25 protein-coding genes and 1 pseudogene are annotated in these 25,236 nt (G+C 36.4%); 19 read left to right on the top strand and 7 right to left on the bottom strand.

The window, feature by feature from the left end:
• Window positions 1-105 precede the first annotated feature (105 nt).
• From NY10_RS12605 to NY10_RS07675, 3 genes are all read left to right on the top strand, one after another.
• On the top strand, window positions 106-249 hold the full coding sequence (locus NY10_RS12605; RefSeq protein WP_156413279.1) for a hypothetical protein: 144 nt from the start codon (window positions 106-108) through the stop codon (window positions 247-249).
• 265 nt (window positions 250-514) lie between these two features.
• The gene (locus NY10_RS07680) at window positions 515-1,063 is read left to right on the top strand and encodes a GNAT family N-acetyltransferase (RefSeq protein ID WP_058919419.1); all 549 of its coding nucleotides are present in this window, start codon (window positions 515-517) and stop codon (window positions 1,061-1,063) included.
• 107 nt (window positions 1,064-1,170) lie between these two features.
• On the top strand, window positions 1,171-2,154 hold the full coding sequence (locus NY10_RS07675) for a sensor domain-containing diguanylate cyclase (protein WP_058919418.1): 984 nt from the start codon (window positions 1,171-1,173) through the stop codon (window positions 2,152-2,154).
• Between the two features lie 230 nt (window positions 2,155-2,384).
• Here the strand turns inward: NY10_RS07675 and NY10_RS07670 are convergent, their stop codons facing one another.
• Window positions 2,385-2,729 carry a hypothetical protein gene (locus tag NY10_RS07670; protein WP_058919417.1) on the bottom strand — a complete coding sequence of 115 codons (345 nt, stop codon included), beginning with the start codon at window positions 2,727-2,729 and terminating at the stop codon, window positions 2,385-2,387.
• A gap of 216 nt (window positions 2,730-2,945) precedes the next feature.
• Between NY10_RS07670 and NY10_RS07665 the strand changes: the two genes are divergently transcribed.
• Window positions 2,946-4,037 carry a plasmid pRiA4b ORF-3 family protein gene (locus tag NY10_RS07665; protein ID WP_058919416.1) on the top strand — a complete coding sequence of 364 codons (1,092 nt, stop codon included), beginning with the start codon at window positions 2,946-2,948 and terminating at the stop codon, window positions 4,035-4,037.
• A gap of 312 nt (window positions 4,038-4,349) precedes the next feature.
• Here the strand turns inward: NY10_RS07665 and NY10_RS07660 are convergent, their stop codons facing one another.
• On the bottom strand, window positions 4,350-4,796 hold the full coding sequence (locus NY10_RS07660) for a hypothetical protein (RefSeq protein WP_058919415.1): 447 nt from the start codon (window positions 4,794-4,796) through the stop codon (window positions 4,350-4,352).
• A 281-nt stretch (window positions 4,797-5,077) separates the two neighbouring features.
• Here NY10_RS07660 and NY10_RS07655 point away from each other — a divergent pair, with 281 nt between their 5' ends.
• The 5 genes from NY10_RS07655 to NY10_RS07635 all read left to right on the top strand — a co-directional run bounded on the left by NY10_RS07655 (window position 5,078) and on the right by NY10_RS07635 (window position 10,861).
• On the top strand, window positions 5,078-6,292 hold the full coding sequence (locus NY10_RS07655; protein ID WP_058919414.1) for a YdcF family protein: 1,215 nt from the start codon (window positions 5,078-5,080) through the stop codon (window positions 6,290-6,292).
• A gap of 522 nt (window positions 6,293-6,814) precedes the next feature.
• Window positions 6,815-7,960, top strand: a complete 1,146-nt coding sequence (locus NY10_RS07650) for a DUF8173 domain-containing protein (RefSeq protein ID WP_058919413.1) — start codon at window positions 6,815-6,817, stop codon at window positions 7,958-7,960.
• A 346-nt stretch (window positions 7,961-8,306) separates the two neighbouring features.
• Window positions 8,307-9,419: an S-(hydroxymethyl)glutathione dehydrogenase/class III alcohol dehydrogenase gene (locus tag NY10_RS07645; protein ID WP_058919412.1), complete on the top strand. Its 1,113-nt coding sequence runs from the start codon at window positions 8,307-8,309 to the stop codon at window positions 9,417-9,419.
• A 35-nt stretch (window positions 9,420-9,454) separates the two neighbouring features.
• Window positions 9,455-10,303, top strand: a complete 849-nt coding sequence (fghA, locus tag NY10_RS07640) for an S-formylglutathione hydrolase (protein ID WP_058919411.1) — start codon at window positions 9,455-9,457, stop codon at window positions 10,301-10,303.
• 207 nt (window positions 10,304-10,510) lie between these two features.
• Entirely contained in the window at window positions 10,511-10,861 is a 351-nt protein-coding gene (locus tag NY10_RS07635) for a hypothetical protein (RefSeq protein ID WP_058919410.1), read from the top strand.
• 193 nt (window positions 10,862-11,054) lie between these two features.
• Here the strand turns inward: NY10_RS07635 and NY10_RS07630 are convergent, their stop codons facing one another.
• Window positions 11,055-11,618 carry a plasmid pRiA4b ORF-3 family protein gene (locus NY10_RS07630; protein ID WP_058919409.1) on the bottom strand — a complete coding sequence of 188 codons (564 nt, stop codon included), beginning with the start codon at window positions 11,616-11,618 and terminating at the stop codon, window positions 11,055-11,057.
• A 582-nt stretch (window positions 11,619-12,200) separates the two neighbouring features.
• Here NY10_RS07630 and NY10_RS07625 point away from each other — a divergent pair.
• Window positions 12,201-13,142, top strand: a complete 942-nt coding sequence (locus NY10_RS07625; protein WP_058919408.1) for a 2-keto-3-deoxygluconate permease — start codon at window positions 12,201-12,203, stop codon at window positions 13,140-13,142.
• 61 nt (window positions 13,143-13,203) lie between these two features.
• Here the strand turns inward: NY10_RS07625 and NY10_RS07620 are convergent, their stop codons facing one another.
• Entirely contained in the window at window positions 13,204-13,635 is a 432-nt protein-coding gene (locus tag NY10_RS07620) for a VOC family protein (RefSeq protein WP_058919407.1), read from the bottom strand.
• Between the two features lie 187 nt (window positions 13,636-13,822).
• Here NY10_RS07620 and NY10_RS07615 point away from each other — a divergent pair, with 187 nt between their 5' ends.
• From NY10_RS07615 to NY10_RS07605, 3 genes are all read left to right on the top strand, one after another.
• Window positions 13,823-14,671 carry an aldo/keto reductase gene (locus tag NY10_RS07615; protein WP_058919406.1) on the top strand — a complete coding sequence of 283 codons (849 nt, stop codon included), beginning with the start codon at window positions 13,823-13,825 and terminating at the stop codon, window positions 14,669-14,671.
• 42 nt (window positions 14,672-14,713) lie between these two features.
• Window positions 14,714-15,217: a cupin domain-containing protein gene (locus tag NY10_RS07610; protein WP_058919405.1), complete on the top strand. Its 504-nt coding sequence runs from the start codon at window positions 14,714-14,716 to the stop codon at window positions 15,215-15,217.
• Window positions 15,218-15,357: 140 nt separating this feature from the next.
• Complete coding sequence (locus NY10_RS07605) at window positions 15,358-16,236, top strand: aldose 1-epimerase family protein (protein WP_058919404.1); 879 nt, start codon at window positions 15,358-15,360, stop codon at window positions 16,234-16,236.
• 104 nt (window positions 16,237-16,340) lie between these two features.
• Here the strand turns inward: NY10_RS07605 and NY10_RS07600 are convergent, their stop codons facing one another.
• Entirely contained in the window at window positions 16,341-16,943 is a 603-nt protein-coding gene (locus NY10_RS07600; RefSeq protein ID WP_058919403.1) for a hypothetical protein, read from the bottom strand.
• A 224-nt stretch (window positions 16,944-17,167) separates the two neighbouring features.
• Here NY10_RS07600 and NY10_RS07595 point away from each other — a divergent pair, with 224 nt between their 5' ends.
• The 3 genes and pseudogenes from NY10_RS07595 to NY10_RS07585 all read left to right on the top strand — a co-directional run bounded on the left by NY10_RS07595 (window position 17,168) and on the right by NY10_RS07585 (window position 20,117).
• A complete protein-coding gene (locus NY10_RS07595; RefSeq protein ID WP_058919402.1) occupies window positions 17,168-17,644 on the top strand; it encodes a DUF2975 domain-containing protein in 477 nt (158 codons plus the stop codon).
• Between the two features lie 10 nt (window positions 17,645-17,654).
• Complete coding sequence (locus tag NY10_RS07590; protein WP_058919401.1) at window positions 17,655-17,870, top strand: helix-turn-helix domain-containing protein; 216 nt, start codon at window positions 17,655-17,657, stop codon at window positions 17,868-17,870.
• 482 nt (window positions 17,871-18,352) lie between these two features.
• Window positions 18,353-20,117, top strand: a pseudogene (locus NY10_RS07585) (glycoside hydrolase family 3 protein).
• A 188-nt stretch (window positions 20,118-20,305) separates the two neighbouring features.
• Here NY10_RS07585 and NY10_RS07580 read toward each other — a convergent pair.
• Both NY10_RS07580 and NY10_RS07575 read right to left on the bottom strand, forming a co-directional pair.
• Window positions 20,306-21,133 (bottom strand): sulfurtransferase, encoded by an 828-nt coding sequence (locus tag NY10_RS07580; protein WP_058919400.1) that lies wholly within the window; start codon window positions 21,131-21,133, stop codon window positions 20,306-20,308.
• Window positions 21,134-21,429: 296 nt separating this feature from the next.
• Window positions 21,430-22,134: a helix-turn-helix transcriptional regulator gene (locus NY10_RS07575; protein WP_058919399.1), complete on the bottom strand. Its 705-nt coding sequence runs from the start codon at window positions 22,132-22,134 to the stop codon at window positions 21,430-21,432.
• Between the two features lie 180 nt (window positions 22,135-22,314).
• Here NY10_RS07575 and NY10_RS07570 point away from each other — a divergent pair, with 180 nt between their 5' ends.
• The 3 genes from NY10_RS07570 (at window position 22,315) to serS (ending at window position 25,173) form a co-directional block, all read left to right on the top strand.
• Entirely contained in the window at window positions 22,315-22,674 is a 360-nt protein-coding gene (locus NY10_RS07570) for a RidA family protein (RefSeq protein ID WP_058919398.1), read from the top strand.
• Between the two features lie 95 nt (window positions 22,675-22,769).
• Window positions 22,770-23,825, top strand: a complete 1,056-nt coding sequence (locus NY10_RS07565) for a PTS sugar transporter subunit IIC (RefSeq protein WP_058919397.1) — start codon at window positions 22,770-22,772, stop codon at window positions 23,823-23,825.
• A gap of 76 nt (window positions 23,826-23,901) precedes the next feature.
• Window positions 23,902-25,173 carry a serine--tRNA ligase gene (gene serS / locus NY10_RS07560; RefSeq protein ID WP_058919396.1) on the top strand — a complete coding sequence of 424 codons (1,272 nt, stop codon included), beginning with the start codon at window positions 23,902-23,904 and terminating at the stop codon, window positions 25,171-25,173.
• Window positions 25,174-25,236 lie beyond the last annotated feature (63 nt).

Below are 25,236 nucleotides of genomic sequence, written 5' to 3'. Positions count from 1 at the left end.
ACTTGCCAAAGAGAAGGCTGCTAAAGGATCAGATAGGATTATTTGACTCTTTAGCAGCTTTAATTATTGGAAGGTGTTTTTTTTGCTGTTTAGGACCCAAATAATGTGAACAAATTTGACATAATAAATGAAGCGATAGTGAAATTGGACGAACTATACCATAACGAAGAAGTACAAGAGTATATCGAGGAACAATTTGACGGTATAAAAGTTACTGTCCAAAAAGACATTTCTTATTTAGAAGAATAGCAAAAATAGTGTGGGAAAAAGCGTTTAGACTTGGAACTTCTACCTCACAGATAATACCCCTAAGCAACTTCAGCTGTTTTGTAGGGTCCATTTTATTTTGTTAGAGGCTTTTTTTCTTGTGTTTTTTAGATAACTGTCTGATATGCGCCTATATTCACTCAGAGCATTTAAAGCCATAATTTGTAAAAAAATTATCTGCTGAATTGTATAAATATATCAGGTATTATATATACATAGAAGAACGATACCTGGGGAGGATAATCGGATGAGAAACAAAGGAACTCAACAACTCGAAACAGGAAGATTACTCTTAAGAAGAATCACATTGAATGATGCAGAAGATATGTATCATAACTGGGCAAGTGATAAGGAAGTAACCAAACATTTAACTTGGAAACCGCATAAAAGTATCGAGGATACAAAAGCCACTATCTCAAGTTGGGAAAAAGAATTAGAACAAGAAGACTGCTACCGTTGGTGTATAGAATTAAAAGGAAACCGGCAAGTCATCGGAACAATTGACGTGGTCGAGATAAATAGCGACATTGAATGCGCAATGATTGGATACTGCATGGCTAAACGTTACTGGGGTCAAGGGACTATGACAGAAGCATTCATTGCTGTTAAGGACTTTTTATTTGAAGAAGTTGGGATTAATAGAATAGAAGCCAGCCACCATACTGAAAATCCAGGTTCCGGAAAAGTTATGGAAAAGGTTGGCATGAGTTTTGAAGGAACCAAAAGAGAAGGAGCAAAAGATAATGAAGGAAATCTTTGCGATATAGCAACTTACGCCATCCTTAAATCAGATTAGGAAATGGGAACTTTGGTGTAGAGTAAAAAGAATTACCTTTTATTATTGGAAGGTGTTGTTTAAAAAATTCCAGAACTATGTGGAAGTTTTAAAAAGGAGACTGGACTATGCAAGACTATCAAGAATATACAAAAGAAGAGTTGATTCTGCAGATGACTTCTTTGACCAGATTAAATAAAGAATTGTTGCAAACCATTCAAGAGTCAGAACGACTAGAATTTGGATGGACAGGAAATCTAGGGCAATGGTTTTGGGATTTTACTACCAATGAAGTAACATTTAACCCTTTAAAAGCAGAAGCTATTGGGTATATGAAAGAAGATTTACCAGAGAAAGTTCCTTATCAATTTTTTACAGACAAAGTTCATCCCGATGATAAAGATGAAGTGATGCAGCAGATGACAAATCACCTGACTGGGAAAACGCCCGTTTGGGAAGTGAAGTACCGTATTCAAGCTAAAGATGGCTCATGGAAAGTGTATCAGGATCGTGGAAAGGTAACGGAGCGAAACGAAAAAAATGAACCGCTTTTTCTTAAAGGAATAGTATTTGATATCACACAAGAAGAGCAGGAAAGAGAGCTATTGAAGGTTAAAAATAAAAACTTAACTAGTCGAATGAAGATAGATACGCTTACTTCTCTGCGCACACGATCGTCTATTATCGTAGAGTTGGTAAAACATGCGAACAGATCGAAAAAAGAGGACATCCCGTTATCAGTGATGGTTCTAAATGTCGATAATTACACTAAATATGAAGAAGATTTTGGAATAGTGTTAAGTGAAGAGATATTGAAAGTCGTAGGACAGGTGATAAAAGCTGCTACTGAAGACAAATATGTGGCTGGAAGATACAGAGATTCTGTGTTTTTAATCCTATTGGAAAATACGCAAATAGAAGAAGCGTTGATATTGGCTGAAACAATCAAGCAGACCGTTTTGGAAACTGTTTTTGATGTGCCTCACCATATAACGATTAGTGGAGGAATTTCTACATTTCAATCAGAAGAAGCAATCAGCGAGTTGATTCAAAAGGTTGCTAAGAAATTAGTAGCCGCCCAAAAAAATGGTGGAAACCAGATTGTAATATAAAAATGCATCAAGAGGTTTGATAAAACGTAGCTAAAAAGAAAAAGTATCTAGAGAAGTCAATAAGGTTTCTCTGGATGCTTTTATAATACAAAAAGAAACCTTCCTGATACAATGCAAATACAGATATTCCACTTACCAACACCAAAAAGAATAGAACTAGTTTTTTAGTGATTTTATTTTACCTTCCAATTCATAACGGGTATTCTGTATAAATTAATATCTTAAGAACATTAACTCTGCTGAATCATTTCTTCTAGTTTATCTGTTAAACGGCACATTTTTGGCCATGAGAGAGATACTTTCCCTTTTTCCCATTTTGGAATATCGTATTTGCTGGCATGGCTTAATCGAATTAAGTCTTCTTCGGATAAGTTGAGTTGTTCTTTCCACACCTTTACTTTTCTAAAGCGTTTTTTATAAACAATGCTGTAATAGAGACCAATAAAAGCAGGGACAAAAGTAATGATAAACCAAGGATTTCTCCAATCAAAAAAGAAATTAAAAGAAAGACCAAATAAAAAACAAACAATCGTAACCAATAGGATGATAATACTATCTTTTTTTAATCGACTCATTATTACACCTCTTCTACATAAAAATTGTCCTTTATTTGATGGATTATTTGGTTCATTAGAAAAGCGATACAGTTTAAGTGTAACATTAATTATTCTATAAACAATGCTATAATATAGACCAATATAAGTAGGAATGAAAATAATGATAAACCAAGAATCTCTTCATTCAAGGAATAAGATATTGTTCTTAAACTTATAATAAGAGGAGGAACGAGTATGTTGATACAAGGAACAAAGAAATTGTTGGATCAATTAAAACTAAAACCAGCGGATTTAACGGTTTTGCCAGAGGAAGAAGCACTGTTTTGCTGGCATGCGAACTTAGTGATAATCAATCGACGAAAAGCAGTGATATTGATGCAAGATACTTCACGCTACATCGTGGTGTTATGGGGAATGAAACAGAAAGAGTTTCAAAAAATCGATGATTGGATCATAGAAGCCATTAGGCAGACGATGCTTGCAGAACAAATAAAGCCAGAACTGGTTGAACGTTATCTAAATGAAGCTGGGCCAGTCAGATTTGGAAAAACAAAGAATCGCTCACATGTAGCGCAGCTAAACTTGGCCATAAAGGAACTATCCTTTTGGGAGGAAGAGTTGAACCCAGAAACTATTATTCAAATAGATGCCGCCATTCGTTCCGGCAAGCGACTGGTGGGAGATGGATCAGGAAGTTACAGATATCCAAATGAATGGTTTTATTCAGAATTTAAAAAACGATACGGGGAAGCGGTATTTAGTTGTCCTATGGCAGAACTAGAGGTTCAATTGCAGTTGGAAGGCAAACCAACCATTAGACAACTGAGTGTGCCGTTATCCCGAACATTTGAAGAACTTCATGAGATTCTGCAAGCGTCATTTGGATGGCAGAATAGCCATCTCCATGAATTTAGTTTTACTGCACAAAATGGAAGGCCTCGAACCCGGTTAGTGATGGATGAAGAGGCATTTGAATATGCAATTGGTGCTGAAAAACTGATTCGAGATCATGAGGTCACATTAGCCGACTATTTGACTGAGGGCTTATTGTTTCAGTATATTTATGATTTTGGAGATCATTGGGAACACAACATCTTAGTGAAGAAGATAAGCGCAGCTGGAGAATTCAATCATCCAATTTGTACAAAAATAGAAGGGACTACACCGCCAGAAGACGTAGGCGGACGTTATGGCTACGAGGACTTTCTGAGTATTATTGGAGATTCAGAAAATGAAGCATATGAAAACATGAGGAAGTGGGCAAAGATGCAAGGTTATAGCGAGCCGAACAGCAAACGAATCAATCATGATTTGAAAGGTCTCTAGGAAAAGAAATAAAAAGCTTTAGACATAAGATCAACTAAAGGATTAGAGAATAAAAGGATATCTATCTAAAAAGTAATATAGCGTAGTTAAAAGCAAAACATGCGGCATAGATCAAAGCACCTCCTTAATTCTGATAAAACTAAGGAAGTGCTTTTTTATGCAATCAGCTTGCTGAATTCTTTTTTTGAAAATAATACAAAAATCCCTTTGTGATAGACACAACCTTGAGCAGGTCTGTGTCTATCACAAAGGGAACATATCAATGTTTTGGTACAGTCCATCCATTTGAACGGTTTTATTTAAGTTCAGGATTTAGCGCAAATTTGCATATAGAGCAGTGATCCACAAATCGAAGTTTTCTTGTTCTTCGTATTGCATCACATCATACATTTCAGAGCTGACAACTTGGAATTGTTTTTTGAAGACAGGCAGATCAAATTCTTCCATCTGCGTGTCTCGTTTAACGCGGCTAAAAATCTTAGCAAAATCTTTACTGCTGTATCCGATATCTTTTCTTTTCAATACTAGAGGTACACCTTTTTTCGTGATGCCCATCGCTTGTGCGGCATTAAAAGCAGCTTCTTTAACGGCAAAAACCCGGTCGCTTGATGCAAGTTTCGTTAGAATATATCTTGATTTTTGGCAATCGTACTTCGCCAATTCGTTAACGGCTGCGAGTCTGGTTTCCCAGCTGTCTTTTGTAGTCGCTTTGATTTTTAATTCTTCTATATTAGCGGGTTCTGCTTGAATGATTTTCATGGTCACGCTGCCTCTTTCTGTTTCTAGTCTAACGTTCATACTATAGAGTTCGTTTTACTTTTACAAGGTTATTTTGATTAAATACACTATTTCTTCTGGTCGTATTTTTTAATTTCTTTAGATACTATAGTTCAACGAATTAAATAACGGTTTTAGTTCCCGCAAAGTCAGGTTGAAGTTTTGACGCAAAAATAACAATGTGCTATGTTAGTGATATGAAATGAAAGCGATTTCCGTTTCGGGGGAGTTGGATAAAATAATAAAAAAGGAAGGTGTTAACAGTGAATAAGAAAGTTTCTTTGTTCTTTATAGCGTTTGCAACGCTTATTCTTGCGTCATGTTCTGATTCAGGCAATACTATAACCGACGATAATTCTGCAACTTCTACTGCTGTAGAAACTTCTGAGGTAAAAGATAACGCAAATGAAAGCTCTTTAGAAACAGAAGAACCAAAAGAGAATACGGAAGAATTATTCCAACAAGTTCGTAATAATGAGCCTACAAGCGAGCGAATAGCAGCTCTTGAAGAAATCGCGATGCATTATTATTGGTATGGCGGTGATATGAAAAAAGCTGAAAAAGAATTGTTTCAAGGAATAACGTTGCATGGCGATTATGATGTAGTAGAACAATCTTTTGCCCGTGCGACAGTTATCGACCCTTATGACGTCGAATTAAAGCGTTCATTGGCTTCTGCACAGATATTACAAGATAAAATACCAGAAGCCCTAAAGTCATTTGAAGAAATTATTGATATTGACCCTGATAATTTTGAAGCTCACATACTGCATGCTGCTTATTCAAAAGTTACAGGAGATACAGACTCATTTGAAAAAGACATACAAAAACTTTCTGAAATAGACCAAGAACGAGGGCAAGAATACGAGGTGAAATTTGATTCTATTGAGGAAATAGAAAAAACGACACTTAATTCTGAAGTTCCTGAAAATATTACTAAAGATAATCATGCTATCATTACCTTAGGTTACGCTCTTTCAGATGAAGGAGAAATGCAGGAAACCCTCTTAGAAAGATTAAAAGTCACTTTGAAGGCTGCAGAGAAGTACCCAGATTCAAAAATCATTGTAACGGGCGGAGTACCTAAAAAAGGACACACAGAAGCAGAACTAATGTATGATTGGCTAGTTGAAAAAGGTATTGATAAAGAAAGAATATTTAAAGAAGCATTGGCCACAGATACTGTTGAGAATGCATTGTTTTCTATGGATATCGTAAGAGAAGAGGGACTGCAAGATATTACGTTGATTACGAGTGCAAGTCATATGAGACGGGCACTTGTAACGTTTAATGAAGCCAGTCAATTGATGGATACGTTAGAGAATAAAACATCAAATCGAGAATTTACGAATGTTGTGTATATGGATTACGATAGTGAAGAAGAAGCACAAAAAGTGACGGAAGAAGAAGAGATGGTTATCTACCGTGACTTCATTCGTACTTCTGGTATATGGCAATTCCCCGGATTACAAAGGTAAATTGAAATCAAGAAAGACAGTCATAAACAAAGAGAAATTGTTTGTGAGTTTATACCCTATTTTTTTAGGGCACTATTCGGTTTATAAAACTTCTTTAATTTAACGAAAAGAAAACATTCCACTACACATGTTTCGTTAAGAGCATGTCGTAATGGAATGTTTTTTTGTGTAAAAGTTTTATTATTTAATAGCTGCTTCCAGAGCAACATTGATCATGTCGCCGAAGCTTGTTTGTTGTTCATGGAAGTTTTTCGGATTCGAAAATGTTACGAGAATATTTTGATATCAACGAACAACTCTATTTGTTACCGCTTGCAACAATGGTGTAGTATAATAAGTTTATAAGAGACGCGATGAAACTATCACAAAACCAGAACAGTTGGAGCGGTTATCCATCTCACTTAGTGATTTGATGTTAAACTGTTTGGTTAATAGTGGTCAGCTAATTTCCCATAGATTTGATGAACTAAACGGCAGCTAATGATTTCCAAATAGGTGAAAAACTTAAAGGAGAGGGGTCTTATGCTAAAGATCAACCGCAACAAGAAATTTAAAGCACTACTTCTATCGTTGCTCTTGGTTGTATTTATGTCGATTCCTTTTGCGAGTGTTTTAGCGGAAAGTATTTCTGGGGACAATATTGTTGTAGAGTCAGGTGAAACATTAGAAAAAACGAGTTTTCTTTCAGGAGAAAATGTTCGTGTCGATGGGGATATAAATGGGACTACTTTTATAACTGCTGGTAACGTAGAGGTTAATGGAACGATTGATGGAGATTTATTTGTAGCAGGTCAAAGTACGGTTATAAATGGTACAGTCAAAGGTAGCGTATTTGTGGCTGGGCAAAATGTCACTCTAAATGGTGTTGTTGAAAATACTATTTATCTAGCTGGAGCTACATTGAAAGTGAAGTCTCAAACAAACGGCAGTGCTTTTTTAGCAGGACAAAATATCTTCGTTGAAAAGGGTACAGTCATTGAGAAAGATGTTTTTGTTGGTGGAGCTAAAGTTTATCAAAATGGCGTAATCAATGGTGATTTGTCTAGTTCAAGTGATTCTTTATCTATTGATGGTAAGATCGGCGGAGATTTAAAATACAGCAGTCAAAACAAAGCAGATTTTTCCAATAATTCTGAAGTCATAGGAGAAACAACTTGGAAAAAAATTGAACCTAAATCTTCTGAATCTGCTAAGTCAGTGTTTACGACTGCACTCTTGATGAAAATTCTTTTTAGCATAATAGCTCCTTTAGTTGTATGGCTTTTTGTTAGATGGATCAGACCGGAGTTTTGGCCTAACGTAGCTGAAAAAATAGCAGTTTCTCCACTTAGAGTCCTTGGTTTTGGAGCTTTAGCTGTTGTATTGATTCCTATCGTTTCTATCCTTTTAATGATTACAGTTATAGGGATACCGTTAAGTTTTATCTTATTAGCACTATATGGAGTAGCTTTTTATATTTCAAAGATCATTCTTTCAGTTTTTATGGGTCTTTGGTTCCAAAAAAGATTTAATTGGTCCAATGCACGATCATTTTGGTTGTTTTTATTAGGATTAATTATTCTCTCTGTTTTAGGAGTTACCCCAATAATTGGTATGATTGTTGGTCTTGTCATTGCATTTTTCGGAATGGGATCCATCGTATTGTCTCTACTAGAGGGCAGAAGTTAAATAAAAAACACCTGGAAAGGTATGAACCCCAAAAAGTCAGATGTGCTCGTTCTATTTATAGATGAGAGCTGTGACCTCAAAAAGTTGGTTTTTGCAGAGTAGGGTTTCCTGCTCTGTTCTTTATTGTTTATTTTTACAAAATCAGCATCCAATTTTTGTCTGGTTTTAATGCTAAGAACATTTAAAGAAGATAAGCAGATACAATTGAAGCAAGTTGTAGCAAAAGAACAGGCATGGTATCATTTGGCTAAGATGCATTTTTTAGGGGGAAGCAGAGTATGCAAGCAATAGAGTATATACCCCTTGATTTTGGATTAATTTGATAGGATAAAAGGAGACAAACAAAATGAAATCACGCGCAGCAGTTGCATTTGGACCAGGTCAACCTCTTGAAATAGTAGAAATCGATGTAGCAGGACCTGAAAAAGGGGAAGTATTAGTTAAAATTACAGATACAGCTGTTTGTCATACGGATGCCTATACCTTATCTGGTACGGATCCAGAAGGCGTTTTTCCCGCAGTATTGGGACATGAAGGCGGTGGGATCGTTGTAGAAGTCGGAGAAGGAGTAACTTCCGTTCAACCAGGGGATCATGTGATTCCGTTATACACACCGGAATGCGGCAAATGTGAATACTGTACTTCAGGTAAAACGAACTTATGTCAAGCGATTCGTGAAACGCAAGGCAAAGGATTAATGCCGGACGGAACGACTCGTTTTTCTTATAAAGGAGAACCTATCTATCATTATATGGGAACAAGCACATTTAGTGAATATACGGTTGTTTCTGAAATTTCGTTAGCAAAAGTAAATCCAGAAGCACCTTTAGAAAAAGTCTGCTTATTGGGTTGCGGTGTAACCACTGGGATTGGTGCGGTAAGCAATGCAGCGAAAGTAACAGAAGGCGATACTATCGCTGTTTTCGGGTTAGGCGCAATCGGGTTAGCGGTTATTCAAGGAGCTGTTCAAGCAAAAGCTGGACGCATTATTGCTATTGATACAAATCCAGATAAGTTTGAATTAGCTAAAGAAATGGGCGCTACCGACTTTTTAAACCCCAAAGAATACGATCGTCCTATTCAAGAAGTCATCGTTGACTTAACAAATGGCGGTGTGGATTATAGTTTTGAATGTATCGGAAATGTACATGTGATGCGTTCAGCTTTAGAATGCTGCCATAAAGGCTGGGGAGAAAGCGTCGTTATCGGGGTAGCCGGAGCTGGCGAAGAAATCAGCACTCGTCCATTCCAACTAGTGACTGGACGCGTTTGGCGCGGTTCTGCTTTTGGCGGAGTAAAAGGGCGCTCAGAATTGCCAGGTATGGTTGAGAAAGCGATGAGCGGCGAGATTCAATTGGATCCATTTATCACGCATACTTTGCCATTTGAACAAATCAATGAAGCATTTGATTTACTGCATGAAGGAAAATCAATTCGTACGGTTCTTTCTTACCATTAAGTTGTTTCAATCAATTTCATATGAGGGGGATAAACATGTCAAAATTAGAACTGCTTGAAGAACACGTTGTTTTTGACGGAACACAATACAAATATCGTCATGATTCACACACTTTAGGTTGCCCAATGACCTTCAGTTTATTTTTGCCAAATAAAGAAAAGTTTTCTAATCCGCCTTTATTTTGGTGGTTATCAGGCTTAACGTGCACCGATGATAATTTTACGCAAAAATCCGGCGCACAAAAAGCTGCTGCGCGTTTAGGCGTAGCGATGATCATGCCAGATACTAGTCCTCGTGGAGAGCATGTAGCAGATTCAGAGGATTGGGATTTAGGCCAAGGAGCAGGATTTTACCTTAATGCTACCGAACAGCCGTGGGAGCCTCATTATAAAATGTACGATTACATCACTAAAGAACTGTCTGCCATCGCTCATGACCAGTTTCAATTAACTGGCCCAGAATTTATTTCAGGTCATTCTATGGGCGGCCATGGGGCTTTAGTGGTTGGACTGCGTAATGCAGAGCGGTTCCACTCGATTTCTGCTTTTGCGCCGATCGTTAATCCTAGTCAAGTTCCGTGGGGGATAAAAGCCTTCAACGCGTATCTTGGCAGCGATAAAGAAAAATGGCGTGAATGGGATGCAGCAGAACTGCTAAAGAATTACACGGGCAAAAAGATTCCAGTGTTGATTGATCAAGGAGATGCGGATTCTTTTTATGAAAAACAATTGCAGCCATCTAAGCTAGCGGCTGTTGCAGAGGAGAAAAACTATCCGTTGACGGTCCGAATGCAAAAAGGACATGACCATAGTTATTATACGATTGCGAGTTTTATTGAAGAACACCTAGAGTTTCACTTATCTCAATTGGCTAATAATCAATAAACGAAGACTTTCTGTAAACAAATCGGTTAGAAATAAAACAGTCAGTAATGCCAGCATACTGGTATGGCTGACTGTTTTTTTTTAGCGCTGTATCAAGAGTATTGGTGATTTGAAAATCATGTGTATGTGCGTCTATAAAATTATGCTAATGTTATTAAAGTAAAGCAGCAAGTGAGTATACAAAAGTCCTATAAGGGGTTGATAGTCTTGGTTGATAAAGAAACACAAATAAAGATACTGTTGTATGGAAATGCATTAGATTTTGCCTGTAAAACTCTTGGGATTAAAAATATGAGGTACCATAAGTACTCTAACGTTTTTACGGTTAGTGAAGCAGAAGTATATGACTATACATTGATCCATGGTATCCCGCAGAGTGATGCAACAAGATCATCTATGGCTGAAGGCTTCCATTATTTTAAAGAAGAAGACAAATGGACTACTTTTTTTAGCGAAAGAGGTTCGATCTTCCATGAAAAAAACTTTAAGGATGACGAGCTCGGTAAAAAGTATATCGTACATACACTGCTGCAATTAGCTGGTACTGGCCTCTATTAGCAGTTGTTTTTAATAACTGAACGTTTTTTCTAAGTAATAATGGCCTGATTTCTCGATTTAATATTGAGAAATCGGGCCTTTATTTAAAACCATTAAGGTTACGCAAGATTAATGAAAAGAAAGTCACTGAAAAGCGCAACGAATCAATCCATAGTCGGTATAGCTATAGTTTATCTTATTCCAACTTTATTGATTACTTAAAATCTAAATCAGAAAATCCTTCCCCCAACATATCATTGATGTCTTCGACAATCTCCTTCGAATCTGGATTAATTAATAAGAAATCACCGTCTATTAGTTCGCCTCGGCTGTTTTCTTCAGGAGTGTCATTTTTTGCTTTAAGACAAATAGGGTAGTACATATCAGGAGCAGGTTCTAAAATTTTCTCGAGTACGATTTCATGTTCCCAGTCATCTCCGAAATCATATGTATAAACAACTCGATCTTTTTCTTTTTTGAACCACTTAGCTAGAGTTTCTTCTTCCTCATTTAAATTTTCAATGAACGAGGCGAAGTTGCCCCAGCTAGCATCCGAGTTAGGCCCTTGATACTCATTATCAGGTTCGATAAAAATATTTTGGATCTTTCGACCATTTGATTTTCGAATAGAAAAGTTGTGTAAATGAGAATTATACCAATCGAAAGCAACTTGAATAACTTCATGTAGTTCACGAAAAGTGGAATCACTATTCACCTGGACTCTTCGCCATACGGGTACTCCGATATCTAGTAAAGAAATTTTAAATTGAAAAATCATACAAGCACACCCTTCTCTTTTAATTATTCATAAAACTTAAAGAAGCAAAAAAATAGCAGCTTTCACTCAACTATATTATCACAAGAGAACATATTATGAAAAATTAAATTCTATGACCTATCTAGGGTTGCATGAAACATTCATTGTTCCACAATAAGGTCTTTATCGTTCCTCAAGAGAGTTTTGCGCGCCTTAATCCGACTTTTACTGTACAGTTAAGGCCCCCATGGCTTGTTCTAAATCGATAAAGGTTTGATAAAGCAGCAGCTTTTTTGTCGCTTGAACAAGTTTAAAAAGTTAATGCTTATCATGCCTGCAAGTACTGGGGAAAATGGTAGTATAGTAAAATGCAGAAACAATAGAGTTAGGTGCGTACATTCCTAGCTGAAAAAGACATAGAAGCTTTCTTAAGTGCATTAATCAAACAAGGAAGCTAGAATAGAAAGTATAATATTCTACAAGTTCCCTTGTTGAGCAGCAAATGTATTCGTGTTTTAAGTGCACATAATGAATTCTTTTTATTTTTTCAATAAATGAACAAGCCTAATCCGTTTCAAACGGAAGGACTGAGGAGGAAGAAACATGGTAAAATTTATGAATAAGATTCCAGCAGGAACGTTTCTCGTTCCAATGCTGCTGAGTGCATTGCTTTATACTTTATGGCCGAATTTATTTAGCAATCTAGGTGGGATTACAAATGCTTTTCTTGGAGGAAGCGGAACGAATTTTATCATAGGATTGATTTGTTTTTGTTCCGGAATCGGGATCAATCTTAAAACACTTGGCAAACTTTTTAAACGCCATGGGGTATTGTTGCTCGTGAAGTTGGTTTTAACTGTTGGTTTTGGACTATTATTTATCGCCCTTTTTGGACAATCTGGCGTTTTTGGTATTAGTGCTTTGGCTTTTATAGTAGCCATTTGCAGTATGAATCCTGCTCTTTATATTTCAATTGTAAATGATTTCGGAGACGAAGTAGATAAAGCAGCTATTGGTTTAGTCGGTTTATTTGGAATTCCTGCAGTACCCATGCTTATTTATGCCATTTCTGGTCAAGGAGAAATCGCATGGATGCCGATTATCTCAACTATTTTGCCGCTTATATTGGGAATGATTTTAGGGAATTTAGATAAAGATTTTTCAAAGATTTTTGGTGCAGGAATCAGTGTACTGCTTCCAATACTTGGCTGGAATATTGGTCAAGGAATGAACTTGATTGAAGGACTGCAATCTGGTATTTATGGAATTATACTAGTCGTCGTATTCTATGTCTTGATGAGTCCGCTAGTTGTAGTGGATAAAATGATTCTAAAGAACGATGGAGTGGCCGCATTATCCATGAATGCAGTTGCAGGAGTTTCAGCGTCTTTCCCAGCCATCATCGCTCAAGTCAATCCTGGGCTAGAGTCTTACGTTACCAGTGCAACGACACAAATCGTCACTTTAGCCATTATCACTATTCTAGTTACACCGATGTTGGCTCGCAAATTGTACCAACAGACTCATAAAATCGATTCTAAATAGAAAGAACAAAAAAGGAAAACTGCCATCGCTGCAGTTCTCCTTTTTTTGTATGGACAATGAATTAGTCAAACGTTTCTTTTAAGATATCAATTCTTTCTTCATAGCTCACTTCGCGGTGAATTTCATGCAGCATCCAAACATAACCAAAAGGGTCTAAAAACTGTGCATTTGAAATGCCGAATTCTTCCATTCTTGTTACACCTTGTATCTCTGAGCAGCCATTCTCAATAGCGGCTTGATAGGTCTTATCTATATCATTAACCATAATATTGAACCAAAAAGATTGCGGATGACCTTCTTTAGGAGCTACTAAGTGGTATTCAGGGTTCTCGTCTAGCATATGAAAACGAGCTTCGAAAATAGTAAAGACAACTTCATTTGTGCCAGGTTTAAAGTCAGACACTTCTACACGTTTAACCGGGAAGATCTTTTCATATAATTCAAGAGCTTTTAAACTATCCTTTACAACAAAATCAAATTCTACAACTTCCATTCATAATCCCTCGCTTTTATTTTTAGTATAGCAGAAAAGATTTTATTAAACATTAGTCGCGCTAAGTAGAAGGTATGTTTTTATTAGGAGATATTTCAGCTACTGAATGCGTATTACATGATAGACTTCTCTTAATCCTTTATACTGAATAATGTAAGCTATTATTCATGGAGAGGATGAAAGCAAGATGACAAAAACAGAAAAATTCGAATTAAATGATGGAACAAGTTTGCCGGCGATTGGATTTGGAACGGTAAATATTCAAGGAGCTAAAGGTGTGAACAGTGTTCTTACAGCGATTGATGCGGGTTATCGACTCATCGATACTTCAACCAACTATATGAATGAAGGTATGGTAGGAGAAGCGATTCGTCGTTCGACCGTTCCGCGCGAAGAATTGCTCATCAGTTCAAAATTACCAGGAAAAGCGCATGAATACGATAAGGCAATCAAAATGATTCAAGAATCGTTATATCGTATCGGCATTGATTATTTTGATAAATATCTGATTCACTGGCCGTTGCCTAAACAAGGCAAATACGAAGAAGCATGGCAAGCGTTGGTAGATGCACAAAAATTTGGTCTGATCAAAACGATTGGCGTATCGAACTTCTTACCAGAGCACCTTGAACGCATTATCGAAAAGACGGGTGTTACTCCTGCTACGAATCAAATTGAACGCCATCCCTACTTTAATAATAAAGAGTTGGTCGAAGCCAATAATGAACTGGGTATTGTAACAGAAGCTTGGAGTCCGTTTGGTCGTGAAATCAATGATGTATTGGAAAATGAAACCATTGTTGCGATTGCGGAAAAATATGGAAAAGAACCTGCTCAAATTATTATCCGTTGGAATTTGCAAAATAACGTTATGCCCATTGTAAAAGCTTCTTCTTTCAGTCATCAAAAAGCCAATCTCGATGCCTTTGATTTCGAATTAACAGAAGAAGACTGTCAAAAAATCGATGCTTTAGATAAAGGGGAAGCTGGCAGGGTAGAAGGACAACATCCAAATGAATATGAAGAGTTTGATTAAGATAATTTTTGAACAGGTGTAAGAGAAAGGAAGTTAAAAACGATGGTAGAAATTTTTTATACCGAAGAAAATAAACCCTTTCCTAACAATTCGCTCCCTGTCCTTTATTATCCTCAAGGAGTGGCTGATTTATTAGACAAGTCTGATCCAGCACAGAATGTACTGGCTCTATTTGAACAAAACGGTTATTCAAATGGTTGGGTGAATGGTATCTTTCCTTATCATCATTTTCATGCTACGACCCACGAAGTATTGGCTTGTATTGCTGGCGAAGCGACCATACAGCTGGGTGGTCCAGATGCAGAAAAGTACCCATTTACTCAAGGAGATGTGTTGCTCCTGCCAGCAGGCGTAGCTCATAAGCGGATAGATGCAAGTCATGATTTCAAGATAGTAGGCGCTTATCCTGAAGGGCTTGAACCAGATATGCAAAAAGGCGAAGCAGAAAATTATGAGGTCATCAAACAACTGATTGCTTCTGTTGTTCGGCCAGCTAAAGACCCAGTTGAAGGGGAAGATGGAGCAGTCATAAAGCATTGGACCTAGAAAATTATTCTAGGTCTTTTTTTCTTCTTTAAAGCACCGATTTTTTCTGGAAGGGAAGATTCAACATTTCTGATTCTATTGATTTTGAAAGGATGGAAGCGTATGCTTGAAAAGCGCAATAGAAATAGAGGAGGAAAAAAATGCTGAAATTAGAAAATGACCAATTACTTGTTGAAGTAGCTGCACAAGGAGCAGAGCTGCAAAAAATTTATCATAAAAAAGAAAAATTTGATTATCTTTGGGATGGAAATCCTGATTTTTGGGGAAGCCATGCACCGAATTTATTTCCAATTATTGGTCGTTTAAATGAGTACAAATACAACAAAGATGGACAAACTTACGAATTGCCGCAACATGGGTTTGCGAAAGATTTTGAATTTGAAGTAGCAGAATCTTCCGCTGCAAAAGCAGTGTTTGTGTTGAAATCAAATGAAGAAACACAAGCAATGTATCCATACGATTTTACTCTAACGATTACTTATAGTTTAGAAGGTCCTGAACTTAAGGTGGCTTATAAAGTGAAAAACCATTCCGCTGAAACAATGCCTTTTTCAATCGGAGGCCATCCTGCATTTAATATTCCAATGAATGGCGAAGGAACTTACGATGACTATACATTGACCATTGATCCTAAAAAAGAAGTGAGTTATTTCGAAATTGATCCAGTTCCTTACCGAAGCGGTGACAAGAAACCCTTTAAAGACATGGAAAACGGCATTTTAAAAATGAACCATGAAACATTCCGTGATGGACTGATCATTATAGATGAACCAAATATTGAAACGGTTACGTTAGCATCGCCTAACAATAAACACGGAGTCACAGTTGATGTTTCAGAGTTTCCTTATTTATGCTTATGGACTAAAGAACAAATGGATGCACCTTTTATTTGTATCGAACCATTCTATGGACTTCCAGATGTCATCGGAGAAGTTGGAACGCTTGAAGAAAAAGAAGGCATTATCTTGTTAGAAGCAGAAGAACAAAAAGATGTCGCCTTTACGATTGCAACATTCTAAGAATGAAATGAACCAAAAGCTCAACATTCATAAAAGCACAACTCGTTTTAAAAAGTATGCTGCCTCCCTAATATTAGGGGCGCAGCATACTTTTTTGTTTAAAATCAATATTTCTTTTTTGGGTGCCGATCAATTACTTCTGGGTATTTAGCAAGCAATTCTTCTCCAGCTGGCGTCAGTTGGTAACCTCTGATTTTGAAATATGGAGCGAGTTGCTCTTCTGTTAATTGTTCTTTAGCTAATTCCATTAACTCTGTTTTGTTCAGCTTAGAATAGCCAGTCAGTCCAAATTGTTTGAAAATGGCTTTTAACTGTGCAGCATTGAGGTGAGTTAATGAGTCAGTTGCCGAAAGTTCTTTCGCATAACCCATTTGTTGGACTTCATCTAATGCTTGTTTTGCGTTGATGCCGTAATCGTATTCAAAATATTTTGGAAAAACGCTCGTATTCGTAAATGTACCAAAATTTATGCGCCATAATAAAATAAGGTGACCAGGCAAGATATCTTCCTCGAAACGAATCATGTTTCGTTTTGGGACAGTATTTCCTGAGCCGATACTGACCGAGTTTAACCACTCTTCCAAATCACGGTTTGGCGATATATAAGGTGCTTCTGCATAATCCTGATAGAGTGAGAGAACGTTTTGTACGTCTTTGTTCTTTAAATCTAAATGACTATTTTGTTTATCGATGTTAGTTGTATTCATTAGAATCTCCTTTCCATGATAAATAATTATGATTCTCTTCTATTTTGATAAATGATAGAAGAGAAGTCAATAGATTTAAAAAGTATTCAGTCCTATTTTCTCACTATTTTTATATTTGTTTATTTATTATAGTTTAAGAAAAACGTAAACCGATATAAATATATTGTAATACGATAAATAAGGTGCTAAAGTAAAATAAATAATTATTAAATGAGGTGTTTTTTGTGAAAAAAGGTACTACACTCTTTTTAAAGTTAGCTGTTCTTCTTATCGGGCTTCCTATTCTTGCATTGAGTTTATTTGGACTGACTTGGTTAATTAATAATCCAGCAAGCCCAGCCTATAATCAATTATTATATCCCATTTTGATTGGTATATATGTATCTGTATTCCCATTTTTCGCTGCTTTATACCAAGCGTTTAAGCTATTAAATCATATTGATAGGAACCAATCTTTTTCTGATCTATCAGTTAAAGCGTTAAAAAATATCAAGTTTTGTGCACTGCTAATCAGTGGCTTATATTTGGTGATTTTGCCATTTATGTTTGGCTTAGCCCAAATGGATGATGCCCCTGGTCTAGTCTTAGTCGGAATGGTTCCTGTTTTTGCTTCACTGGTGATTGCCGTTTTTGCTGCAGTTCTGCAGAGGCTGTTACAAGAAGCAATTAAGATAAAATCAGAAAATGAATTAACGGTCTGAGGTGAATAATATGGCAATTATAATCAATATTGATGTGATGTTGGCTAAAAGAAAAATGAGCGTAACGGAACTTTCGGAGAAGGTTGGAATTACGATGGCGAATCTTTCTATATTAAAAAACGGAAAGGCAAAAGCGATTCGATTAACAACTTTAGAGGCAGTTTGTAAGGCCTTAGAATGTCAGCCTGGAGATATTTTGGAATACCAAAGGGATGAAGATGTTTAAAGGAAATAAATAAAGTAGGTTCAGATTCGTTTAACTAACGAGTAATTTAAATGGATAAATATTTTAAAGCTGGTCACGAAATAGTGAGCAGTTTTTTTTATTCTATTACAGTTTGAATACCTCAGGAAGATTCTGATTTAAAGGACACAATACGCAATTTTTTGGGATGAATTTAAATTTTAGTGCCAATTTTAGAAAAATGGGTATGACAAAATAAATTAAAAATGCTATAATGAAAACGCTTTGTGATACCAAGTTTCATTATTCGATACTTAGCTATTCGTAAAAGTAAAAACAAGAAAGCGTTAAAAGATAGTTCAATCGTTGTTGTTTCTTGAATTTGTTAATATTATTAGCATTCCTCATAGAAACCGTTAACTATAATTGAAAACGTTTTTCCGGGTAGATATTTTTGTAGAAAATGGAACAAGCAGCAAAATATAAGAATAACTAGAAATTAATGTTAAAAGGAGATGTCTATAATGAAAGTGGATTTACAAGCACAACCTTATAATTTAGATGAAACTGGAATAAAATGGGTGAAAGATACCATTGAAGAGATGACCATTGAAGAAAAAATTGGTCAACTATTTATCAACATGGGAGCTACTCGTGATGAAGATTACCTGAAAAGTGTTGTAAATGATTACCACATTGCTGGTGTACGTTACAATCCAGGTAAAGCTGAAGAAGTTTATTAACAAAATAGAATCTTGCAAGAAAACAGTAAAATTCCTTTATTGATCGCTGCTAATACAGAAGCAGGCGGAAACGGCGCTTGTACTGACGGAACGTACATTGGGCATGAAGTGAAAATTGCTGCAACAAATGATCCGAAATACGCATATGAAATGGGGCGTGTATCCGGAGTTGAAGCTGCTGCGATTGGATGCAACTGGAGTTTTGCTCCAATCGTTGACATCAACCGCAACTGGCGCAACCCAATCATCTCAACTCGTACTTGGTCAGCGGATGTAGACCAAACGATCGAACTGTCATTAGCTTACATGAAAGGGATTCAAGAAAGCGGCATTGCACCAGCTGCAAAACATTTCCCAGGAGATGGAATTGATGAACGTGATCAGCATTTATCATTTGCTCCAAACTCATTGTCGGTTGATGAATGGGATGCAACATTTGGAAAAGTATACAGCAGTTTATTCGAAGCGGGCTTACCTTCGATTATGGCTGGACACATTGGCTTGCCTGAATATGTCAGCTATTTCAATCCAGATGCAACCATTAAAGAAAGAACATTCCCTGCAACACTAAACAAGTATATTTTAATAGATTTATTGCGCGATAAAAATGGAATTCAATGGGTTAGTTGTTACGGATGCGAGCCACATGGTTGCTTTAACTTCTCCAATGAAACGTAAAGACATGTTGCCGGCAGCAGTTGCAGCTGGTTCAGACTTATTCTTGTTCTTTAATGATCCAGACGAAGATTTCCAATGAATGATGGAAGGGTACGAAAACGGCGTTATTACGGAAGACCGTTTACAAGAAGCGTTAACGCGTATTTTAGGAACTAAAGCAGCATTAGGTTTGCATAAAAAAATTAAAACTGAAATTATGCCGCCTAAAGAAGAAGCTTTAGCTAAGATCGGTTTACCTGAAAACAAGAAAATTGCTGAAGAAGTTGCGGACAAAGCAATTACTTTGGTTAAAAACAATGAAGATATTTTCCCGATTTCACCAGCAAAACAAAACCGTGTTTTATTAGTAGACATTAAAGGTGTAGAAGGCGGTTTTGGGGCTTTAATTGGTGGAGGTGGGCAAAAACCTTCTGAAATGTTGAAAGAAAGATTAGAAGCTGAAGGCTTTGAAGTCAGTATTTGAGAATCTGCGATGGATAAAATCATGAAGCTTCCTGAAAAAGAAATGAAAGCTGCCATCGCAAATGTTTACGCTCAAAAACGTCCGATTTCAGAATTAACAGATAACTATGACTTGATCATTAACTTGTCGGTGGTTAACCCAAATACGAATCAACGAATCCAATGGCCTGCAAGTAAAGGTACACCAGATATTCCATTCTACGTGCAAGAAGTACCGACAATCTTTATTTCATTATTGTCACCATTCCATTTGGCAGACGTACCTCAAGTTCAAACGTATATCAACACTTACGACAGCAAAGACTTCACAGTAGATGCTTTAGTAGAAAAAATGTTGGGACGTTCTGAATTCGCTGGCGTTAGTCCAGTTGACGCATTCTGTGGGTTTGAAGACACTAAATACTAAGAGTACATGATGCTTACCGCTTATTAGTCGTTAATTGGAGACTGATAAGGGAATAAGGGTCAAACAAAACAACCAAACAGGCTGAATCCTCTAAAGGATCCCGGCTGTTTGGTTGTTTTTTATTAAGTTTGTCAATAAAACAACAACTTTAGTTCAAAATTTACGGATATCGTAAGCTCGATATCTTTTTAATCTTTTACTACCTCGTTATCATCGTAACTAACCCAATCACTATAGCCGCCTGGATACAACTTGGGTTTCAAACCAGCTTCTTCCATGAATAACACATTGACTGTTCCGGTTATGCCTGAACCGCAGTGGACAATGATTTCCTCGTATTTATCAAGAGATTTGAACTTCTCGTTTATATTTTCGATATCTATTATCGTGCCTTCATTGACCAAATCCATCCAAGGATAGTTTAGAGCGTTAGGAATATGCCCAGGCAATTTATCTAAAGGCTCTATTTGTCCCGAATACCGTTCATGTGCTCTGGAATCGACAATGGCTGTAGAGGTTGATGCAGCAGCTGTTTTTACCTCTGAGATCTCAGCGATCATGGCTGAATTTAGATTTAAATTTAAAGATGTAGATATTCTAGGCTTTGTAATAGCTGTAGTCGTTTCTAGACCGTTATCAATCCAATGCTTGATGCCGCCTTCTAATAAAAATACGTTATCCTTACCAGCATATTTTAGCAGCCACCATAGTCTGCCCGCCATGGCCAAATTTCCATCATCATAAACGATGATTGTAGAGGAATCATTGATTCCTAAATTTTTCATCTCGTCAATAAAGATTTTCATATCGGGTAAGGGATGTCTGCCGCCATGAGGGCCAATTTCACCGGTCATCGTATTTTCCATGGAGACGAAGTGAGCTCTGCTAATATGTCCTTCTTTGTACTGATTAAAGCCTGCTTTCGCGTCATTCAACTCTGCGCGGGCGTCTAGTATGATCAAATCATCATTTAAACGATTCTCTAGCAACCACGATTGCGTAACAAAATTCTTCATATGTCCTCCTAAATAGATAAATTGTTGAAATAAATTACTAATCACACACTAAAACTGTTCAATTCGCATTTTTCTGAAAAAAATTCTTTGCAATGGTTGATAAGATAGTTTATTCAAAGTTACTGTAAAGGTTTGCTGCTACGGATGAGCATATATAAAAACCTTTATTAGGAAAGAACTTGACTGATTTATAAAAATTGGAACTAGATTGCTTTACTTGTTTTTTAATTAGGGAAAATTTTGATTTAAGCTAACAGAAACGAACTATAAGGCAATAAAGTTTTATTAAGGCTGACTTACGCTTGATTTGTTTTGGCTACAATTTTTAAGTAACGATAAACACTTGGCTCGGATACATTTAAAACTTCGGCTACTTGGGAGACTGCCCCCTTTAGTTGGAAGATTCCTTTCTTCTCTAACTGCTCTACGATATGAATTTTTGCTTCTTGATTTAGAAGAAAATTTTCATCAAAAATAGAAGGACCGATAATATCAGAAATGATGTCTTTTATGTTACTGGAAAGGACTTCTACAAATTCATCACTATTTTCCTGAGCAGTGCTTGGGGCTAGTTGGTTTGGATTTATTGTGTTATTTTCACTGTCCAAGACATCATCTTTTGCGTTTATGAGCTGAAGGATATCCTGTGCAATAGTTTTGTATTTTGTGTAGTTCGTATTAATGCAAAGCATTCCTTCCAATCTTCCTTGGTTATCTTTAATAAAAAAGGTAGAGCCTTGAATATGGTTGACGCCATTGGCTTTTGCTTTGTAATTTGTTACATAGTCGCTTTTCAAATATTCTTTTTTCTTTATTAATTCTAAAGCAAAACCAGTAAGCGGAGAATTTTTTGTTCTTCCGCTGATAGAGTTATTTTCAATGGCAGCGATATAAGACTGTTCTTCTTCTATCACATGAAACACGATTTCATGATTAGGGCCTAAAGTTTTACCTAAAAAACAAACTAAGCCTACATATTGATTAAATGTCTCTTTTTTCATTTTGGATTCTCCTTTTTTAATGTAAGTAACGTACAAATATTATATCATAATGATAAAAAAGTTACATCTTGACTTTATATTTTAATAATGATTATAATTTTTATTAATAATAATAAAAAGTTATTGACAGCGCTTTCCTATATGTTTATAGTAAAGGAAGAACACAAGGAGGTGATATATATGCAAACTGTGCCATCAGCAATAGGTCCTTATTCTGCTTATCGAAAAGCTGGGAATCTTCTTTTCACGTCAGGTCAATTGCCTATAGATCCTAAAACAAACCAATTAGAAGACAATTTTTCAGACCAATGTAAGAGATCTTTAATGAATATTCAATCTATTTTAGAACAAGAGAATTTGAAAATGGAAGATATTGTTAAGGTAACAGTTTTATTAAAGGACTTATCTTATTTTGAAGAAGTAAACAGGTTATTTGAAGAATTTTTTCAAAAACCTTATCCTACACGGACGGCTTTTGAAGTTTCAAAGCTTCCTAAAAACGCTCTAATTGAAATAGAAGCTATCGCGTTTTTGAAATGATTTTGCAAAGAATTCTAAACCATAAAAAATTTTGAATCACAATGAAAAGGTTTACAATTTCGTGTGTTTTTACTGAGAAAAAGGGAGGGAATTCGATGGATATTTTACTTGGAACGGTTTTATTATTAGCAGTACTGTCTTTTTTCACGATATTCAATTACAAAGCACCACATGGATCAAAAGCAATGGGAGCATTGGCTAACGCAGCTTGTGCAAGTTTTTTAGTGGAAGCCTTTCACTACGCTTTTTTTGGAAATGTGTTGAATTTAAAATTCTTAGGGGAAGTAGGTGCTGCTAATGGAAGCCTTGGCGGTGTAGCAGCAGCAATATTAGTTCCTTTAGCTTTAGGAGTTTCTCCAGTGTATGCTGTTTTAGTAGGACTTTCTTTATCAGGTATGGGAATATTACCTGGTTTTATCGCTGGTTATCTTATCTCTTTTGTTATTAAGAAGATGGAAGAAAAGATACCTGGTGGATTAGATTTAATCGTTATTATCGTGATTGGTGCTCCTTTAGCTCGTCTGATTGGAGCAATAAGTTCTCCTCTCGTAGATGCCACACTTCTTCAAATTGGTGAAATATTGACTTCTACTGCTAATTCTAGTCCTATAATGATGGGAATTATCTTAGGGGGAATTATCACAGTAGTTGCAACAGCTCCATTAAGTTCTATGGCATTAACGGCAATGTTAGGCTTAACAGGTGTTCCAATGGCTATAGGAGCATTAGCTGTATTTGGGTCATCCTTTATGAATTATGTTCTATTTAGCAGAATGAAATTTGGAAGCAAGAAAGATACCATATCTGTAGCTATAGAACCTTTAACTCAAGCAGACATTATTTCCGCTAATCCCCTTCCTGTTTATGGAACGAACTTTATTGGAGGAGCTGCAAGCGGAATTATCGTGGCACTTATGGGACTTGTAAATAATACTCCAGGTACGGCTACCCCAATTGCAGGTTTTGCAGTCATGTTCGCGTATAATCCAGCAGGAAAAGTACTGATTACTGCTTTAGGATGTATCATTGTAAGTGTAGCAAGCGGTTATCTTGGATCTTACATCTTTAAAAACACTAAAATCGTAACGGCTGAAGAAGTTAGAACAGGTGGAGGGTTAGCAAAAAAGAAAGCTATTGAAGTTATAACCTGACATTAAACTATAAATAAACAGATAGATATAAGATAAATGAGAACAGTTCAATAACTACGAGGGGAGGATAAATGAAGTGCTGGATATCAATAAAATCAGAACAAACGAAGATTACTATCATAAACGGATGATGGACAGAGGGATAGAAAAAGAAGTAATCGAGGACATAATAGATTTAGATAAAAATCGCAGAACTAAACTAAAAGAAGTTGAACGGTTGAGAAGCGAAAAAAATGCGGATAACAAAAGGATTCAGCAGTTGCAGAAAGAAGAGATCCATGCTGATAAAGTAATTTATGATACAAAAGAAAAAAATAAAGAAATCAAAAAGTTACAAGAACAACTAACGAAAATTGAAAAAAAGTTGTATGAACTTCTTATCACACTTCCGAATATAGCAGATGATAGTGTCCCTTTGGGAGACGATGAACAAGAAAATAAAGAAATACGTGTTAGAGGTGAGAGAAAAAACTTTGAATTTGAGCCGCTGCCTCATTACGAATTGGGAGAAAATCTAGGAATTCTTGATTTTGTAAGAGGATCGAAAGTTTCAGGTAATCGGTTTGTGTATTACAAAGGAATAGGAGCTAGGCTGGAAAGAGCTGTTTATAATTTTATGCTAGATTTACACACTAGGAACCATGGGTATACAGAAGTCATTCCTCCTTACTTAGTGAAAGAATCAGCGATGTTTGGTACAGGACAGTTTCCTAAATTCAAGGAAGATGTTTTTAGTATCGAAAATGAAAACTTAGTATTGATTCCAACTGCAGAGGTTCCGTTAACGAACTATTATGCTAATGAAATCATTGAATACGAAAAGCTGCCTATTTACTTTACAGCATTAAGTCCTTCATTTCGTTCAGAAGCTGGAAGTGCTGGAAGAGATACACGCGGTTTGATTCGGATGCATCAATTTCATAAAGTCGAAATGGTCAAGTTTACAGATAAAGAATCTTCTTTTGAAGAATTAGAAAAGATGACTCATGATGCTGAAGAAGTGCTGCAGGTATTAGGACTCTCATATAGAACTATTGTATTGTGTACAGGAGATATGGGCTTTTCTGCCACAAAAACTTATGATATAGAAGTTTGGTTTCCTTCGCAAAATACTTATCGAGAAATCTCTTCTTGTTCCAATTGTTTAGATTTTCAGGCACGAAGAGCTAAAATTCGATATCGGGATCAAAAAGGAAAAAGCGAGTATGCCCATACTTTAAACGGATCTGGATTAGCAGTAGGAAGAACAGTGGCTGCTATTTTAGAAAATTATCAACAGGCAGATGGCAGTATTCTTATTCCAACAGCTTTGATTCCATATATGGATGGCATTGAAGTAATTCGATGATTTCATATCTCAGCTATAAATTTGCGTGCCCCACAGTCAAATGAGAGCGTTTTAATCTGTTTG

Source organism: Carnobacterium sp. CP1, assembly GCF_001483965.1.
In the GTDB taxonomy this organism is placed as follows: Bacteria; Bacillota; Bacilli; order Lactobacillales; family Carnobacteriaceae; genus Carnobacterium_A; species Carnobacterium_A antarcticum.
The sequence above is the reverse complement of the archived record's forward strand: the minus strand, read 5'-3'. Positions and strand labels throughout refer to the sequence as shown.

Coding starts and splice junctions, on each gene's coding strand:
- NY10_RS07680 (WP_058919419.1), top strand. CDS start 515: ATGAGAAACAAAGGAACTCAACAACTCGAAACAGGAAGATTACTCTTA.
- NY10_RS07675 (WP_058919418.1), top strand. CDS start 1,171: ATGCAAGACTATCAAGAATATACAAAAGAAGAGTTGATTCTGCAGATG.
- NY10_RS07670 (WP_058919417.1), bottom strand. CDS start 2,729: ATGAGTCGATTAAAAAAAGATAGTATTATCATCCTATTGGTTACGATT.
- NY10_RS07665 (WP_058919416.1), top strand. CDS start 2,946: ATGTTGATACAAGGAACAAAGAAATTGTTGGATCAATTAAAACTAAAA.
- NY10_RS07660 (WP_058919415.1), bottom strand. CDS start 4,796: ATGAAAATCATTCAAGCAGAACCCGCTAATATAGAAGAATTAAAAATC.
- NY10_RS07650 (WP_058919413.1), top strand. CDS start 6,815: ATGCTAAAGATCAACCGCAACAAGAAATTTAAAGCACTACTTCTATCG.
- NY10_RS07645 (WP_058919412.1), top strand. CDS start 8,307: ATGAAATCACGCGCAGCAGTTGCATTTGGACCAGGTCAACCTCTTGAA.
- fghA (WP_058919411.1), top strand. CDS start 9,455: ATGTCAAAATTAGAACTGCTTGAAGAACACGTTGTTTTTGACGGAACA.
- NY10_RS07630 (WP_058919409.1), bottom strand. CDS start 11,618: ATGATTTTTCAATTTAAAATTTCTTTACTAGATATCGGAGTACCCGTA.
- NY10_RS07625 (WP_058919408.1), top strand. CDS start 12,201: ATGGTAAAATTTATGAATAAGATTCCAGCAGGAACGTTTCTCGTTCCA.
- NY10_RS07620 (WP_058919407.1), bottom strand. CDS start 13,635: ATGGAAGTTGTAGAATTTGATTTTGTTGTAAAGGATAGTTTAAAAGCT.
- NY10_RS07615 (WP_058919406.1), top strand. CDS start 13,823: ATGACAAAAACAGAAAAATTCGAATTAAATGATGGAACAAGTTTGCCG.
- NY10_RS07610 (WP_058919405.1), top strand. CDS start 14,714: ATGGTAGAAATTTTTTATACCGAAGAAAATAAACCCTTTCCTAACAAT.
- NY10_RS07605 (WP_058919404.1), top strand. CDS start 15,358: ATGCTGAAATTAGAAAATGACCAATTACTTGTTGAAGTAGCTGCACAA.
- NY10_RS07600 (WP_058919403.1), bottom strand. CDS start 16,943: ATGAATACAACTAACATCGATAAACAAAATAGTCATTTAGATTTAAAG.
- NY10_RS07590 (WP_058919401.1), top strand. CDS start 17,655: ATGGCAATTATAATCAATATTGATGTGATGTTGGCTAAAAGAAAAATG.
- NY10_RS07580 (WP_058919400.1), bottom strand. CDS start 21,133: ATGAAGAATTTTGTTACGCAATCGTGGTTGCTAGAGAATCGTTTAAAT.
- NY10_RS07575 (WP_058919399.1), bottom strand. CDS start 22,134: ATGAAAAAAGAGACATTTAATCAATATGTAGGCTTAGTTTGTTTTTTA.
- NY10_RS07570 (WP_058919398.1), top strand. CDS start 22,315: ATGCAAACTGTGCCATCAGCAATAGGTCCTTATTCTGCTTATCGAAAA.
- NY10_RS07565 (WP_058919397.1), top strand. CDS start 22,770: ATGGATATTTTACTTGGAACGGTTTTATTATTAGCAGTACTGTCTTTT.